The sequence below is a fragment of the Providencia sp. R33 genome (genome assembly GCF_019343475.1).
In the GTDB taxonomy this organism is placed as follows: domain Bacteria; phylum Pseudomonadota; class Gammaproteobacteria; order Enterobacterales; family Enterobacteriaceae; genus Providencia.
Map to the genome: position 1 here is coordinate 3,332,385 of NZ_CP072453.1, position 15,385 is coordinate 3,347,769.

16 protein-coding genes are annotated in these 15,385 nt (G+C 42.9%); 4 read left to right on the top strand and 12 right to left on the bottom strand.

Annotation, left to right across the window (positions count from 1 at the left end):
• Positions 1-193: 193 nt before the first annotated feature.
• From glmM to rlmE, 4 genes are all read right to left on the bottom strand, one after another.
• Positions 194-1,531: a phosphoglucosamine mutase gene (gene glmM / locus J6836_RS15575; protein WP_219244880.1), complete on the bottom strand. Its 1,338-nt coding sequence runs from the start codon at positions 1,529-1,531 to the stop codon at positions 194-196.
• Between the two features lie 4 nt (positions 1,532-1,535).
• The gene (gene folP, locus J6836_RS15580) at positions 1,536-2,372 is read right to left on the bottom strand and encodes a dihydropteroate synthase (protein WP_219244881.1); all 837 of its coding nucleotides are present in this window, start codon (positions 2,370-2,372) and stop codon (positions 1,536-1,538) included.
• A gap of 66 nt (positions 2,373-2,438) precedes the next feature.
• Positions 2,439-4,424, bottom strand: a complete 1,986-nt coding sequence (gene ftsH / locus J6836_RS15585) for an ATP-dependent zinc metalloprotease FtsH (RefSeq protein WP_219249533.1) — start codon at positions 4,422-4,424, stop codon at positions 2,439-2,441.
• A gap of 57 nt (positions 4,425-4,481) precedes the next feature.
• Positions 4,482-5,111: a 23S rRNA (uridine(2552)-2'-O)-methyltransferase RlmE gene (gene rlmE / locus J6836_RS15590; RefSeq protein WP_004905912.1), complete on the bottom strand. Its 630-nt coding sequence runs from the start codon at positions 5,109-5,111 to the stop codon at positions 4,482-4,484.
• 135 nt (positions 5,112-5,246) lie between these two features.
• Here rlmE and yhbY point away from each other — a divergent pair, with 135 nt between their 5' ends.
• Positions 5,247-5,540, top strand: coding sequence for a ribosome assembly RNA-binding protein YhbY (gene yhbY / locus J6836_RS15595; RefSeq protein WP_219244882.1), 294 nt, complete (start codon positions 5,247-5,249; stop codon positions 5,538-5,540).
• Positions 5,541-5,658: 118 nt separating this feature from the next.
• Here yhbY and greA read toward each other — a convergent pair whose 3' ends face one another.
• Positions 5,659-6,135 carry a transcription elongation factor GreA gene (greA, locus tag J6836_RS15600; protein WP_219244883.1) on the bottom strand — a complete coding sequence of 159 codons (477 nt, stop codon included), beginning with the start codon at positions 6,133-6,135 and terminating at the stop codon, positions 5,659-5,661.
• 245 nt (positions 6,136-6,380) lie between these two features.
• Here greA and dacB point away from each other — a divergent pair, with 245 nt between their 5' ends.
• On the top strand, positions 6,381-7,829 hold the full coding sequence (gene dacB / locus J6836_RS15605) for a serine-type D-Ala-D-Ala carboxypeptidase (protein WP_219244884.1): 1,449 nt from the start codon (positions 6,381-6,383) through the stop codon (positions 7,827-7,829).
• A gap of 60 nt (positions 7,830-7,889) precedes the next feature.
• Here the strand turns inward: dacB and cgtA are convergent, their stop codons facing one another.
• From cgtA to rplU, 3 genes are all read right to left on the bottom strand, one after another.
• Entirely contained in the window at positions 7,890-9,065 is a 1,176-nt protein-coding gene (gene cgtA, locus J6836_RS15610; protein ID WP_219244885.1) for an Obg family GTPase CgtA, read from the bottom strand.
• Positions 9,066-9,229: 164 nt separating this feature from the next.
• Complete coding sequence (gene rpmA, locus J6836_RS15615; RefSeq protein ID WP_219244886.1) at positions 9,230-9,487, bottom strand: 50S ribosomal protein L27; 258 nt, start codon at positions 9,485-9,487, stop codon at positions 9,230-9,232.
• A 19-nt stretch (positions 9,488-9,506) separates the two neighbouring features.
• A complete protein-coding gene (gene rplU / locus J6836_RS15620) occupies positions 9,507-9,815 on the bottom strand; it encodes a 50S ribosomal protein L21 (protein WP_004905925.1) in 309 nt (102 codons plus the stop codon).
• 335 nt (positions 9,816-10,150) lie between these two features.
• On the opposite strand from rplU, the gene ispB reads away from it, so the two are divergent.
• Positions 10,151-11,122 carry an octaprenyl diphosphate synthase gene (gene ispB, locus J6836_RS15625; protein WP_219244887.1) on the top strand — a complete coding sequence of 324 codons (972 nt, stop codon included), beginning with the start codon at positions 10,151-10,153 and terminating at the stop codon, positions 11,120-11,122.
• Positions 11,123-11,156: 34 nt separating this feature from the next.
• Here the strand turns inward: ispB and J6836_RS15630 are convergent, their stop codons facing one another.
• Together J6836_RS15630 and J6836_RS15635 are read right to left on the bottom strand one after the other, a co-directional pair.
• Positions 11,157-11,519, bottom strand: coding sequence for a DNA-binding protein (locus tag J6836_RS15630; protein ID WP_219244888.1), 363 nt, complete (start codon positions 11,517-11,519; stop codon positions 11,157-11,159).
• Positions 11,520-11,638: 119 nt separating this feature from the next.
• Complete coding sequence (locus tag J6836_RS15635; RefSeq protein WP_219244889.1) at positions 11,639-12,001, bottom strand: DNA-binding protein; 363 nt, start codon at positions 11,999-12,001, stop codon at positions 11,639-11,641.
• Between the two features lie 514 nt (positions 12,002-12,515).
• Between J6836_RS15635 and J6836_RS15640 the strand changes: the two genes are divergently transcribed.
• Entirely contained in the window at positions 12,516-12,788 is a 273-nt protein-coding gene (locus tag J6836_RS15640) for a helix-turn-helix domain-containing protein (RefSeq protein WP_219244890.1), read from the top strand.
• Positions 12,789-12,876: 88 nt separating this feature from the next.
• On the opposite strand, the gene metC is transcribed toward J6836_RS15640, so the two are convergent.
• Positions 12,877-14,049, bottom strand: a complete 1,173-nt coding sequence (gene metC / locus J6836_RS15645; protein ID WP_219244891.1) for a cystathionine beta-lyase — start codon at positions 14,047-14,049, stop codon at positions 12,877-12,879.
• Between the two features lie 25 nt (positions 14,050-14,074).
• The gene (locus J6836_RS15650; protein ID WP_219244892.1) at positions 14,075-15,361 is read right to left on the bottom strand and encodes an amino acid permease; all 1,287 of its coding nucleotides are present in this window, start codon (positions 15,359-15,361) and stop codon (positions 14,075-14,077) included.
• Positions 15,362-15,385: the final 24 nt, after the last annotated feature.

Sequence of the window (15,385 nt, forward strand, 5' to 3'; positions counted from 1 at the left end):
GCATTTGCTATGACCTCTATTACTGCACACCCACTCATTCACTGCGATAAAGGGAATCCCTTACAGGATTGAGCAGGTGCGAATACTAACCAAAGCTGAGCCGACAAGCAAGTCTATTTTGAGCCTCACTGGTTTATTTGCAGAAAAAAACAACAAATATTCGAAATATTGCCCAACTTTTACTTAACAGCAATTAACCAGCTGCTTTTACTGCATCAGCAATGTGATTTGCCATCGCAGTCACATCAGCTTCATTTTCGCCTTCAACCATGACGCGAATTAATGGCTCAGTTCCTGATTTTCTCAGTAATACGCGGCCTTTACCTGCCAATTGTTTTTCAACTTCTTCATTGGCCGCAACTACAGCATCACTTTGCAGAGGGTCATGCTTACCTTTAAAGCGTACATTGACTAACACCTGTGGCAGTAATTTCATGCCGCTGCATAAGTCGTGAAGGCTCATGTGGTTACGAACCATTGCGCTCAGCACTTGTAAGCCTGCAACAATCCCATCACCTGTGGTCGTTTTATCCAGCAAAATCACGTGGCCTGAATTTTCAGCCCCCATGCGCCAGCTTTTTTCCTGTAATTTTTCCAGTACATAGCGGTCACCCACTTTTGCACGTTCAAATGGGATCCCAAGCTGTTTCAGGGCGATTTCTAACCCCATATTACTCATCAGCGTACCAACAACGCCGCCTTTTAATTGGCCTTGGCGCAGCGCTTCACGGGCAATAATATACAGAATTTGGTCGCCATCGACTTTTTCGCCAAGATGGTCAACCATGATGATACGGTCACCGTCACCATCAAACGCTAATCCAACATGGGCTTTTTCTTCTAATACTTTTTGTTGTAACTGACGAACGTCTGTTGCGCCACATTCTTCGTTGATGTTGATACCGTTAGGATCGCAACCAATCGTGATAACTTCAGCACCTAGCTCACGAAATACGTTCGGGGCAATGTGGTAAGTTGCACCATTGGCGCAGTCGATAACAATTTTCAAGCTAGAAAGGCTTTGTTCGTTCGGGAATGTGCCTTTACAGAATTCGATATAACGCCCTGCCGCATCCACGATACGGTTTGCACGGCCTAACTCTGCGGATTCAACGCAGGTAATTGGCTTTTCCATTTCGGCTTCGATAGCTTCTTCCACTTCATCTGGCAGTTTTGTGCCATCAATAGAGAAAAATTTGATGCCGTTGTCATAATAAGGGTTATGGGAAGCCGAAATGACGATGCCCGCTTCAGCACGGAAGGTACGAGTCAAATAAGCAACCGCAGGGGTTGGCATTGGGCCCGTAAAAGAGGCAGATAAACCTGCTGCTGCTAAGCCTGCTTCCAAGGAAGATTCCAACATATAGCCAGAAATGCGCGTATCTTTACCAATGATAATCTTACGTGAACCGTGGCGAGCCAGCACTTTCCCAGCAGCCCAACCTAATTTTAAAACAAAATCAGGAGTAATTGGGCTGTCACCCACTTTGCCACGAATACCATCAGTACCAAAATATTTACGAGAGCTCATACGCTTATTTTTCCTTTTCTGACAGAGTCATCTGCACCACTTGCATCGCTTGTACGGTTTCTTTCACATCATGGACGCGAATAATATGAGCGCCTTGCATTGCTGCAATCACTGCACAAGAGAGGCTACCCGCGAGACGTTCTTGCGGTGGAACATTCAATAATTGTCCAATCATAGATTTACGTGACATCCCTGCCAATAGCGGTAGTCCGAAATTATGAAATTGTTCTAAGTTTGCCAATAATTGGTAATTATGCGACAAGTTCTTCCCAAATCCAAAGCCTGGATCAAGGATTATTTGCTGCCGCTCAATACCCGCAGCCACACAGCGGGCAATTTCGCCTTCAAGATAGGCTTGAACTTCGCACACCACATTTTCATAATCTGGCGCTTCTTGCATGGTTCTTGGCTGGCCTTGCATGTGCATAATGCACACAGGTAAGCCCGTTTTCGCTGCCACGCTTAACGCGTTGGGTTCATGAAGTGAACGAATATCATTGATGATATGCATACCGGCTTTCGCCGCTTCGGCCATTACCTGCGCTTTTGAAGTATCAACAGAAATCCACACATCAAACCGCTTAGCAATTGCTTCCACAACAGGCACAACACGGTCTAGCTCTTCACTCACTGAAACCTCAGCGGCACCGGGACGCGTTGATTCGCCACCGATATCAATAATCGTTGCGCCTTCTTGCACCATATTAGCGACATGTTCTAACGCATCATGATAACGATTATGAGTGCCACCATCTGAAAATGAATCAGGAGTGACATTCAAAATCCCCATCACTTGTGGGGTAGATAAGTCAAGGAGGCGGCCTCTGGCTTTGATATGCATATTTATTTTTCCTTAACGAAAAAAACCCCAGCGAACTGGGGCTTTATGATTTATTTTAACGATAGCTTATTGTGGCTTGTTATCGTTATTATCTGATGGATTTGATTCATCAGAATTATTACTTGGCTCTTCAGCACTGTTCTGAGGTTCTTCAGATTGAGGTTTTTCAGCTGTTTTCTCAACATTTGATGGACCTTTACCAAATGTTCCCGTCACATTGCTGACTTTTTTGTCTTCATCCCAACCTGCTGGCTCACGTACTGGACGACGATTCATTAAATCATCAATCATTGGCATATCGATGGTTTCATATTTCAGTAATGCATCTTTCGTTGCATGCAGAATATCGATATTGTCTTCCAGCGTTTTGTAAGCCAGTTGGTAACAGTGGTCTAAGATTTTCTTGATTTCTTCATCGACAATACGCGCTGTTTCATCAGAAATTCCAGAACCATTACCAGAAGAACGACCTAAGAATGCAGGACCTTCTTCTTTCGAGTATTGCATTGGGCCTAAACGGTCTGAGAAGCCCCACTGCGTAACCATGTTACGTGCTGTATTGGTTGCAAACTGAATATCAGAAGAAGCACCTGTAGTGACTTTTTCACGACCATAAATCAGTTCTTCAGCAATACGACCGGCATACGCTGTTGCAATCATCCCTTCGAGTTTCAAGCGGCTACGGCTAACTTCATCACCTTCAGGTAAGAAGAACGCCACACCCAATGCCTGACCACGTGGAACGATGGTAACTTTATGAACAGGGTCATGCTCTGGCATTAAGTGACCGATAATCATGTGGCCACCTTCGTGGTAAGCCGTTGATTCTTTTTGCTCTTCGGTCATCATCAGAGAACGACGCTCTGCACCCATCCAAATTTTGTCACGCGCTTTTTCAAATTCAACCATGGAGACGACACGCATATTTGCGCGAGCGGCAAACAGGGCAGCTTCGTTAACCAAGTTTGCTAATTCAGCACCCGAGAAACCAGGTGTTGCACGAGCAAGGATGAATGTGTCCACGCTTGGGTCGATAGGCACACGACGCATATGTACTTTCAGGATTTGTTCACGGCCACGTACGTCTGGTAAACCAACGACGACCTGACGGTCAAAACGGCCTGGACGTAATAATGCAGGGTCAAGAACATCTGCACGGTTAGTTGCCGCGATAACAATAATCCCTTCGTTGCCTTCGAAACCGTCCATCTCAACTAGCATCTGGTTCAAGGTTTGCTCACGTTCATCGTGACCACCACCTAAACCGGCACCACGTTGGCGACCCACGGCATCGATTTCATCGATAAAGATGATACAAGGCGCTGCTTTTTTCGCTTGTTCGAACATATCACGAACACGCGAAGCACCCACACCCACAAACATTTCGACGAAGTCGGAACCCGAAATGGTGAAGAATGGGACTTTTGCTTCGCCTGCGATAGCTTTCGCAAGTAAGGTTTTACCCGTACCTGGAGGACCTACCATCAGGACGCCTTTAGGAATTTTACCGCCAAGTTTTTGGAAGCGAGCAGGTTCACGCAGGAACTCAACGATCTCGCCCACTTCTTCTTTGGCTTCGTCACACCCAGCAACATCTGCAAATGTTGTTTTGATCTGATCTTCTGTCAGCATGCGGGCTTTACTTTTGCCGAATGACATTGCCCCTTTGCCGCCGCCACCTTGCATTTGGCGCATAAAGAAAATCCAGACACCAATCAACAGAAGCATTGGGAACCAGGAAATGAAAATAGATGTCAGTAAGCTAGGTTCTTCTGGTGGTTCACCAACGACAGTTACATGCTTGTTCAGCATGGTGTCTAACAGCTTCTCGTCCTGCATAGGAAGATAAGTTGTATAGCGGCTATTATCAGCCTTTCTGACGTTCAATTCACGACCTGTGATACGAACTTCACGTACCTGATCCTGGGCTAACTCATTGATAAACGTTGAATAATCAACTCTGCGACTATTCGAATCGCTTGGGCCAAAACTCTGGAACAAGGACATCAGAACAACTGCGATGACTAACCAGAGAATCAGGTTTTTCGCCATGTCACTCAAGGGATTAACCTCATATTACAACTGTGTTAACAAATAACGCTCAGGGTACTATAGTTTTAGTCCTGTCGCTACAATGTATACTTCACGCGATCGAGCCCGCGAAGATTCAGGTTTACGAACTTTTACTTTCGTAAACAGGGAACGGATATCCCTAAGGTAGTCGTCAAAGCCTTCTCCCTGAAACACTTTAACAATGAAACTTCCCCCAGGTGCCAATACTGCACGGCACATATCCAATGCTAATTCAACTAGATACATAGAGCGAGGTATATCAACAGCCGGTGTCCCACTCATATTTGGCGCCATGTCAGACATGACCACCTGTACTTTTTTATCGCCAACTCGTTCTAGCAAAGCGGCGAGCACTGCTTCGTCGCGAAAATCCCCTTGTAGGAAGTCAACGCCAACGATTGGGTCCATCGGTAATAAGTCACATGCAATCACTCGACCATTATGACCTATTTGACTAACAACGTATTGTGACCAGCCCCCCGGGGCGGCACCTAAATCAACAACGGTCATACCTGGTTTAAAAATTTTATCACCTTGCTGGATTTCTTCCAGCTTAAACCATGCACGTGAGCGCAACCCTTTCTTTTGTGCTTGCTGAACATATTTATCACTAAAATGCTCTTGCAACCAGCGACTTGAGCTTGCCGAACGTTTTTTATTGGCCATTGTGCTTTCCAACTATACTAAAAGATCTACAACGATATTGCTGCTTCTTTACCATCGAACAGATATAATTGATGGTGATAGATATCAGATGGCGGTAGAATAAGCCATTTTCAATACTAACCAAGCAAAAAATCGATGAATCTTAATAAAAAACAAATTCAGCACCTAAAAAGTCTCGCTCACCACTTAAACCCTGTTGTTATGATTGGCAACAACGGCTTAACCGAAGGTGTCTTAGCCGAGATTGAACTTTCATTAACACATCATGAGCTTATCAAAGTCAAAATCGCAGGCGAAGATCGTGATACTAAAAATTTGATCGCTGATGCGATTGTTCGCGAAACTGGTGCAGTAAATGTACAAATTATTGGTAAAATTCTTGTCATCTATCGCCCGTCGGCAGATCGCAAAATCATTTTACCTAAATAATAACCCATCATTTATATAAAAATGCCATTGAAAGCATGTTTTATATGAAGAAAAAGGCCGCCTGCGGCCTTTTTCTTTAAATCAGGGAAATAATATAGCTAATTCAGGGAAATAGGAATCAGATATACTCAACTTTAAGAATTTCGAACTCAACATCTCCGCCTGGGGTTTTGATTGAGACCGCATCATCGACCTCTTTCCCAATCAAACCACGTGCTATCGGTGAGTTAACAGAAATTAAATTCACTTTGATATCCGCTTCGTCATCACCCACAATACGATACGTCAGCTCTTCATCAGTATCAACATTCAATACCGTCACTGTTGCACCGAAAATTACACGACCATTGTTGACCATTTTGGTCACATCAATGACTTGTGCGTGTGAAAGTTTCCCTTCGATTTCTTGAATACGGCCTTCACAAAAGCCTTGCTGCTCACGAGCTGCATGATATTCCGCATTTTCTTTTAAATCACCGTGTTCACGCGCTTCGGCGATTGACGCAATGATTTCTGGGCGGCGGACAGATTTCAGGAACTCAAGTTCCTCTCTTAGTTTGTCCGCACCAAATACCGTCATCGGGATCTGTTTCATTAATAAATACCTCGGTTTCAATCCTATCTAAAAACAAGTATCTTCCTGATTTTGTAACAACAGTACACCGAACACCTCTGAAAATCAGGGGGGCTCTAAGTAAATAACTCAATCAGACTCATGTACTCATTTATCTTATCATAATGTACGTTATTTTAACTGAGACTTAATAACGGGTCATCGTTTACTTTATAAGGCATTACACTTTAGTATGTGCAGTATGTCCACTTTAATGCGTGAAATCTATGTCATTACTTAACTTAACCAGAAAATGGATACTCACTTTCGGGATTACCTTAGCCAGTAGCCAAGTTTTTGCTATTCCCATTGATGAGTACAAGCAACACCTGCCAGACGGCACCAACCTCGCTCTGGTCGCGCAAAAAGTGGGAAGTAATACCCCATTGATTGATTATAATGCACAACAAATGGCGCTTCCTGCAAGTACACAAAAAGTCGTTACTGCTCTTGCCGCCTTGTTGCAACTGGGGCCAGACTACCGTTTTGTCACCAATTTCGAAACGAGCGCCAAACTGAATAATAATACGTTATCGGGGGATTTAGTGATTCGCTTTAGTGGCGACCCAACACTGACCCGCCAACAAATTCGTAATATGGCAAATGCACTAAAGCAAATTGGCATCCACAAAGTCGATGGTGACTTAATTGTCGATATTTCTGCATTTGCCAGCCACGATAAAGCACCGGGTTGGGTGTGGAATGATATGACCCAGTGCTTTAGTGCCCCACCAGCTGCTGCAATCATTGACCGAAATTGTTTTTCAGTTTCGCTTTACTCTGCCGAACGCGCTGGGGATATGGCGTTTATCAAAACTGCTAATTTTTACCCGGTGAATATGTTCAGCGAAGTTAAAACACTCGCTAAGGGCTCACCAGAAGCACGTTACTGTGAATTAGACGTCGTGCCAGGGGAATTAAACCGCTATACCTTAACAGGCTGCTTGACCCAGCGCAGTGAGCCGCTTCCACTCGCTTTTGCAGTGCAAAATGGTGCGAGCTACTCAGGGGCAATTGTCAAAAATGAATTAAAAACAGCGGGTATTGAGCTTACTGGCAATGTGAAAAAACGCACACAGCCAACCGCGCAATCACAAGTGTTGGTTAAAACGGAATCCAAGCCACTCCATGACTTGCTTAAAGTGATGCTGAAAAAATCCGACAATATGATCGCCGATACTGTTTTTCGGACAATTGGTCGTGAATATTATGGTGTTCCGGGAACTTGGCGATCAGGATCCGATGCCGTTAGGCAAGTGCTGAAACAAAAAGCGGGGATCGATCTTGGTAATACGGTAATGGTGGATGGATCCGGGCTTTCTCGCCACAACTTGATCACGCCAGCAACGATGATGGAGATCCTCCAGTTTATTGCTAAAAATGATCAACAGCTTGATTTTATTTCCATGCTCCCCCTTGCAGGTCATGACGGTACATTGCGCTACCGCGGTGGCTTCGACGAAGCGGGTGTAAACGGGAAAGTTTCAGCAAAAACGGGGGCATTGCAAGGGGTGTATAACCTCGCCGGCTTTATTACCACCGCGAGCGGGCAGCGCGTTGCATTTGTGCAGTTTATCTCTGCTTATGCAGTTCCACAAAGCCAACAACGTAGCCGCCGAGTACCATTAGTTCGTTTCGAAAGCCGGTTATATAAAGACCTGTATAAAAACAACTAATTACTAAGTTTCACCCATTAAAAAAGGCGCTTTTGCGCCTTTTTGTATTTCTAAGATAAATTATTTTTGGTAAATGATTTCGACGCCTTCGTCGTCATCTTCATCCCAATCATCATCCCAGTCATCGTCAACATCTTCAGCACCTGAAAGTTGCTCTTTGTGGTAATCATCCCACATAAATTCTACTTTCTCTGGTTGCTGTACATCTTCAGTTGTTGCCATATCTCGTGGTTGAGTATTCATAAACTCCATGATATCCCAGCATAGTGCTTTCACACCTTCATGGTTAACTGCTGAAATCATATAGAATTTATCTTCCCAGCCCATTGCTTTGGCAATTTCAGCTGCACGTGCCGCAGATTCTTCTTCACCTAAGATATCAATCTTGTTGAAGACTAACCAACGTGGTTTCGCTGCCAGTTTTTCACTGTATTTTTCTAATTCGCTGATAATGATCTTCGCATTTTCAACAGGATCAGATTCATCGATCGGGCAAATGTCGATCAGATGCAGCAAGACTCGGCAACGCTCTAAGTGTTTCAGGAATTGGATCCCAAGACCCGCACCTTCCGCAGCCCCTTCGATCAACCCTGGGATATCCGCCACAACGAAGCTTTGTTCGTTGTCCATACGCACCACACCTAAGCTTGGCACTAATGTGGTAAACGGATAGTCTGCTACTTTTGGTTTTGCCGCAGAGACAGAACGAATGAATGTGGATTTACCTGCATTAGGCATTCCCAGCATCCCAACATCTGCTAACAGCATCAATTCTAACAGTATTTCGCGTGTCTCACCTTTCGTACCCATGGTACGTTGGCGTGGAGCGCGGTTTACTGATGATTTAAAGCGGGTATTTCCAAGGCCATGGAAACCGCCCTTAGCGACCATATGGCGCTGTTCATGGCGCGTCATGTCACAAAGTACTTCGTTAGTGCCAAGATCGCGTACACGCGTTCCTATTGGCACTTTAACCGTGATATCTTGACCACGCTTACCTGTACATTCACGGCTTTGGCCATTTTGACCACGTTCTGCACGGAATGATTTTTCAAAGCGGTAATCGATTAACGTGTTGAGGTTTTCGTCTGCTTGTAAGTAAACGTCCCCACCATCGCCACCGTCACCACCGTCAGGTCCCCCTTTCGGGATATATTTTTCACGGCGGAAGCTGACACAACCATTGCCACCATCTCCTGCCACGACCAATATTTTGGCTTCATCTACAAATTTCATAACTCTTTCTCCGCTTCTGAGCCGCATAACGCTGGATGGCTGTTCTACTCAGAGATGGTGCATCTTTAATACGTGTGTAGTTCATTAAAGATCAAATATCTGAATATAAAAAGCCCCGCAAAAAGTTTTGCAGGGCTTTAAGTCTGAATTAAAGATCAGAAAACTTATTCAGCTTCGATGCTGATAAATTTACGATTGTTTGGACCTTTAACTTCAAATTTCACTTTACCATCCGCTAATGCGAACAGAGTGTGGTCACGGCCACAACCTACGTTGCTGCCTGCGTGGAACTTAGTACCACGTTGACGAACGATGATGCTGCCTGCTAATACCGCTTCACCACCAAAACGTTTAACACCTAAACGTTTTGCTTCTGAGTCACGACCGTTACGAGTCGAACCACCAGCCTTTTTATGTGCCATTAATCTGCTCTCCTAAATCTTAAGCGATGACAGTGATCTTAACATCAGTGAACCACTGACGATGACCCTGTTGTTTACGGCTATGTTTACGACGACGGAATTTGACGATTTTAACTTTCTCGCCACGACCGTGTGCAACCACTTCCGCTTTCACTTTAACGCCTTCAACGACAGGAGCGCCGATTTGGATCTCATCGCCATTAGCAACCATTAAAACTTGATCAAATTCAACAGTTTCACCTGTTGCGATGTCCAGCTTTTCTAGGCGGACAGTTTGACCTTCGCTAACTCGGTGTTGTTTACCACCACTTTGGAAAACCGCGTACATATTAACTCCGCTTTCCGCGTACTCGCTAAATATTTCAATTCCAGAGCACGCTATAAAATATTCACAATAGGGCGCGAATTCTACGCAAAAAAGCATCAGAACACAAGCCAATAATGCGGTTAGATGACAAAAAATACGACTTTTTTCTCAACAACCTCTTTTTAGTACTGATTTAGTGCCAATAACTCAAATTGTTACTTATTTAAACATTTTTTGCATCACACCTGATAATCTTATTATTAATAATGTTATGCTAATGGTATAAGTGTTCTAATCGGTCTCCCATTTTGCTATTCAGGGAATGAACCAAAAACTAATAATATGAATAAATTACGATGAATTTAGAATCTATTATTGAACTAACAACTGAGGATATGTCAGCGGTAAACGAAGCCATCCTCAGTCAATTGAATTCAGATGTTGCGCTAATTAACCAGCTTGGTTATTACATTGTCAGTGGTGGAGGCAAAAGGATCCGCCCAATGATCGCGATACTGGCAGGAAGATCCTTAGGCTACTCTGGGCATAAACATACCCAAGTTGCTGCATTGATCGAGTTCATCCATACCGCAACATTATTGCATGATGATGTTGTTGATGAATCGGACATGCGTCGTGGAAAACAAACAGCAAATGCGGTGTTTGGTAACGCTGCAAGTGTGCTAGTGGGTGACTTTATTTATACACGATCCTTCCAAATGATGACGGATCTTGATTCAATGCGCGTTCTCAAACTTATGTCTGAAGCCACTAATGTGATCGCTGAAGGCGAAGTTTTACAGCTCATGAACTGTAATGATCCGAATATTACTGAAGAAAACTACATGCAAGTGATCTACAGTAAAACGGCACGTTTATTCGAAGCTGCGGCTCATGCGTCAGCTATTTTAGCGAGTGCAACACCTGAGCAAGAAAAAGCATTACAGGATTATGGTCGTTATATCGGTACCGCGTTCCAGTTAATTGATGATTTACTGGATTACGATGCTGATAACGCTCAATTAGGTAAAAATACGGGTGATGACCTCGACGAAGGTAAACCAACGCTTCCTCTTCTTCACGCCATGCAAAATGGAAATGAAGAAGAGTCTACATTGATTCGCCAAGCCATTGAGCAGGGTAACGGCCGTCATTTGTTAGAGACCGTTTTAGCTACGATGAAGCGCTGTGGTTCACTTGAGTACACGTATGCACGTGCGCAAGAGGAAGCGCAAAAAGCGATTAATGCACTAAATGCCATTGATGATTCTATTTATAAAGAAGCTTTAATTGGGCTTGCACATATCGCTATCCAGCGTCATTCCTAAAGCTCGCTATACGCTGTTTAAGAAAAGGGGAAAATTATTTTTCCCCTTTTTCGTCTTCATCTATCTGGGCAAGTAGTGAAGATAGACCATAACGCAAAATGTATTTTACGATTTTATTGCGTTCAGTTTCTGTCAGTTGATAGTACGCCTCTGACCAGATTTGTAGTGCATCTGTTCGTTGGCTTTGGTAAGGCGCTGATGGCTCGTATAAGCTTAATTGGCCTTGAATCTCACTGGGTAGGCTTTCAATATAATACTCAACGGCTTTACCCTGGACACCCCGCTTTCGCCGGTTTTTCCAGCCCTCTCGTCTTGCCATCAGGTTAACGCCCTGTGGCGAAGTTGGCAGACCTTCTAGCCCTGCGAGCTCTTTCGCAGTGAACCACAATTTTTTCATATCTTCACTTTCACGCTTATATTATGAAACCTGCTATTGCAGCTTTACCAAATCGTCATCTGTTAAAAAAGATTTAGACTAAATATAATATTATTTTTATATAATTAGTTATTTACAACTTAAGTATTTGTAAACGATTTTTTATTAATTAAATCAATTAGTGCTAAGGCCCCTTCACGTATAATGAATGCTAAGATCACCTCACGTTCATCATTGGAAAGTTGGTTGTAAGCCTCTTGCCAAATAAACGAATTGTCATTTCGTTTTACCTGATAGTTTGCCGACGCTTCGCTTACAAATTGGCCTTCAAAAATATCAATAGGTATCGAGCTAATGTGGTATTCCAATGCTTTTCCTTGAATGCCTTTCCTTTTGCGACAAATCCAATTTTCACGCCTAGCCATAGCATTAATGCCCTGAGTCGTCATAGGAAGCCCTTGCAACCCAACTAACTCTTTTGCTGTTAGCCATTCCTTGTACATACTGACCCTCCTAGTCCTGATGACAATGTATTTACAGTTGCTGAAAACTATCTATATTTTCTTAAAAACAGTTAACTCATTCATTTTATTAATAACAGGAAATAATAATATGCAAATGATATATGTTATTTGCATTCTAATTTCTTTTAATAACAGATAATTAAATAATTTACTCGCTAATAATTTAAGTAATTTTGTTGAGTAATTTAGATATATTACCAATACGAGTAACGAGTAGCAGTAAATACGCCATTCCCAATACTAACTAGAAAGAGTTAGTTTTATTTTCAAAGTTTTATCTTAATTCACAGTTATTAATTCTAACTTTCCATTTAATTTCACAAAAACCACGATAGTTTCATAAAATAGAATTTTTAGAAAAAATCAGAAATTATTTTGGGAAATTTCTGTTATTTTATTTCCAATAACAGGGCGATTGTATTGAATGTATCACAATATCCCGTTACTCGTACCATTAACTCTACATGATTATGAATGAAAAAAGGACTAAAAAATGATTTTACGGAAGTCAGACTGGCACCCAGCAGACATCATCGCTGCATTACGCAAGCGCGGGACGACACTTGCTGCAATTTCACGTGAAGCAGGGCTGAGCTCTTCAACACTTGCGAATGCACTTTCACGCCCATGGCCTAAAGGGGAATGGATCATTGCCAATTTTTTAGGGATCCACCCATCTGAAATTTGGCCAAGCCGCTATTATGACCCGATTACGGGGAGTTTATTAGAAAGGAAAGTAAGAGAAAAAACGCCAGTGGAAGACTAAAATCGAATGAAAATAACTATAAAGCCGTGAATAAAAGATGTATTTATTCACGGCTTTATCTTTTTATCATTATTCAATAAAGAAAATATTATTTCATACGCGCAAAACCATCAGCCAAATCTTGTTTTAAGTCATCCAGATTTTCTAAACCAATTTGAAGTCGCAATGTTGGGCCGCCCGGATCCCAATGGGTAACGGTACGGTATTCAGCGCAATTGAATGGAATAATTAAGCTTTCAAAGCCGCCCCATGAATAACCCATACCAAAAATTGATAGCCCATCGAGCATTTTTGCAATATCGGTTTGAGTGTATTTCGGGTCTAACACGATGGAAAATAACCCTGATGACCCTGTGAAATCCCTTTTCCAAATTTCATGCCCTGGACAATCGGGAAATGCAGGGTGCAAAATGCGGGTCACTTCTGGGCGTTCTTGTAGCCAGTGAGCGATGTTTAGCGCTCTTTCTTGAGCTTCTTTTAAGCGAATCGGCAACGTTCTCATGCCGCGTAAAGCCAGAAAACAGTCTTCTGCTCCCGGCAACATCGCCATGTAATCATACGTTTCACGTAGTTTTGGCCACCATGCTTGATTTGCAGAAACAATCCCCATCAACAAGTCAGAGTGACCGCCTAAATATTTAGTTCCGGCTTCGAGTGAAATATCACAGCCCAGTTCATGCGCTTTAAAAAACAGAGGCGTCGCCCATGTGTTGTCGATGATAGTGGCAATATTATGCCTTTTCGCCACATCGACAATTGCAGGGACATCTTGAATTTCAAAACTTTGAGAACCCGGAGACTCTAAAAAAATGGTGCTGGTATTTGTCCGCACGAGCGTTTCAATCTCTGCACCAATCATCGGATCATAATAGGTGGTCTCAATCCCCATTTTGTCCAATAACCCATGGCAAAACTTGCGGGTTGGCCGATAAACGCTATCAGGCATCAGTAGGTGGTCACCCGTTTTTAGTGTCGTCAACAAGGCTAAGACAATTGCCCCTAACCCTGACGGTGATAACACTGTACCTTCAGCGCCAGCAAGAACAGACCACGCTTGCTCAAGCTGTTTAATCGTTGGTGTACCCGCAGTACCGTAGTTAAATTCTGCTCTATCGTTGATTAAGGCATCAACCGTTGGGAACACCACCGTCGAACCACGATAAACCGGGGCGTTTACGAACCCTGCTTGTTTCGCAGGGTCTCTTCCAAGCTGGGTCACTTGTGTATCAACATGAAACTCAGAAACTGCTTTTTTCTTCATGAGATCCTCTCATCAACATCATTATTTATTCGAAAAACTTAAAGAATGGCGATAGGCATAACAGCACACCAAAGAAGATGATGAACCACACTGTTGGGCCTTTAAATTTGTGTAGTGCGGGCACTTTGTAAACCAGATAGCAAGGGATCAGGCAAGAAACGATACCAAACAGTGGGCCACCTAATTGCATAAAGAACAGGATGGAGAACCGTGTTGAAACCCAGAACCACAGTGCGATGATCACCCCTAAGCATACACCATAGTGTAATACCGTTTGGTTAATACGCTCTTCAGGCATGAATCGAGTGAGGATATTCACCACAATGCCTTTTATCGCTTCTTGAAAGCCCAAATAAATCCCTAAGAATGCCGTTAAGATAGCAAAAATATTCAGCAATGCCGTCATCACTTTCACCACGGCACCGGGTATAACCTGTGCAGCAATCGCTAATGCAGAGATATTTTGCTCAAAAGCAGAGACCGCTTGTTCATGGCTGATTGAGAAAGTAAAAGAAAATGCAAAGAACAAGACAGCAACCGCTAAAATAATATATGCCACTCGATTAGCTCGTATTGCACGATACGTGGCAATGCGCTTATCACTTTCAACCTTACGATAGGCAATGTTCATTGGGCTTAAGATTTGCACAAATAATATAGAAAATAACGTAAATGGCAGCGTTAAGAAAACATCTCGCATAAATGGAAAAAAATCAGGAAACGCAGTGATATTGGCAAAGTTCCAATATGGCACCATCACAACACCAAGCAGCACAATGATACCAAATTTCACGATAACCATTGGGCCAGACACTTTAAACAGCAGCCTTTCCCCTTGTGCCGCTATCGCCACTAATACTGTAATAATAATCAAACCATACCAAACCGAATCGGATAATAACCCCTCGGTTAATCCAAAGGTTTTAATATATGAGGCGCTGTCGAAGGTCACGGCTAATGAATAAGAGAACATGCCGTGTAATAACATTAAAAAATACGCGATCCCTAATGCTATCCCCCAATTTTTTCCTAAATATTGTGTAATAACACTCGCATAGTCATTACATTCTTCAGATTCTGATAAAGTTCTGAGATATAAATTCTGTAACCAATAAATGGCTGGATAAGAAAGCATAGTGGCGGCAATAAACACCCAAATACCTTTAATACCGATTTGCACAGGCATAAATACAATTCCTGAGCCAATCGCCATTCCAATACATAAAATTACCCAACCCACATCATATTTTGTAAAAGGGATTTTTTTGGTATCAATCGGATTACCTGCACTTGCCTGAATACTATTAGACATAGTCTATTCCTCAACGTTATAGAT

What these genes read in the sequence shown, in the direction of transcription:
- glmM (WP_219244880.1), bottom strand. Translation starts at nt 1,531, where the DNA reads ATGAGCTCTCGTAAATATTTTGGTACTGATGGTATTCGTGGCAAAGTG.
- dacB (WP_219244884.1), top strand. Translation starts at nt 6,381, where the DNA reads ATGTCATTACTTAACTTAACCAGAAAATGGATACTCACTTTCGGGATT.
- folP (WP_219244881.1), bottom strand. Translation starts at nt 2,372, where the DNA reads ATGCATATCAAAGCCAGAGGCCGCCTCCTTGACTTATCTACCCCACAA.
- greA (WP_219244883.1), bottom strand. Translation starts at nt 6,135, where the DNA reads ATGAAACAGATCCCGATGACGGTATTTGGTGCGGACAAACTAAGAGAG.
- J6836_RS15635 (WP_219244889.1), bottom strand. Translation starts at nt 12,001, where the DNA reads ATGTACAAGGAATGGCTAACAGCAAAAGAGTTAGTTGGGTTGCAAGGG.
- cgtA (WP_219244885.1), bottom strand. Translation starts at nt 9,065, where the DNA reads ATGAAATTTGTAGATGAAGCCAAAATATTGGTCGTGGCAGGAGATGGT.
- J6836_RS15630 (WP_219244888.1), bottom strand. Translation starts at nt 11,519, where the DNA reads ATGAAAAAATTGTGGTTCACTGCGAAAGAGCTCGCAGGGCTAGAAGGT.
- J6836_RS15640 (WP_219244890.1), top strand. Translation starts at nt 12,516, where the DNA reads ATGATTTTACGGAAGTCAGACTGGCACCCAGCAGACATCATCGCTGCA.
- rlmE (WP_004905912.1), bottom strand. Translation starts at nt 5,111, where the DNA reads ATGGCCAATAAAAAACGTTCGGCAAGCTCAAGTCGCTGGTTGCAAGAG.
- rpmA (WP_219244886.1), bottom strand. Translation starts at nt 9,487, where the DNA reads ATGGCACATAAAAAGGCTGGTGGTTCGACTCGTAACGGTCGTGACTCA.
- yhbY (WP_219244882.1), top strand. Translation starts at nt 5,247, where the DNA reads ATGAATCTTAATAAAAAACAAATTCAGCACCTAAAAAGTCTCGCTCAC.
- J6836_RS15650 (WP_219244892.1), bottom strand. Translation starts at nt 15,361, where the DNA reads ATGTCTAATAGTATTCAGGCAAGTGCAGGTAATCCGATTGATACCAAA.
- rplU (WP_004905925.1), bottom strand. Translation starts at nt 9,815, where the DNA reads ATGTACGCGGTTTTCCAAAGTGGTGGTAAACAACACCGAGTTAGCGAA.
- ftsH (WP_219249533.1), bottom strand. Translation starts at nt 4,424, where the DNA reads ATGGCGAAAAACCTGATTCTCTGGTTAGTCATCGCAGTTGTTCTGATG.
- ispB (WP_219244887.1), top strand. Translation starts at nt 10,151, where the DNA reads ATGAATTTAGAATCTATTATTGAACTAACAACTGAGGATATGTCAGCG.
- metC (WP_219244891.1), bottom strand. Translation starts at nt 14,049, where the DNA reads ATGAAGAAAAAAGCAGTTTCTGAGTTTCATGTTGATACACAAGTGACC.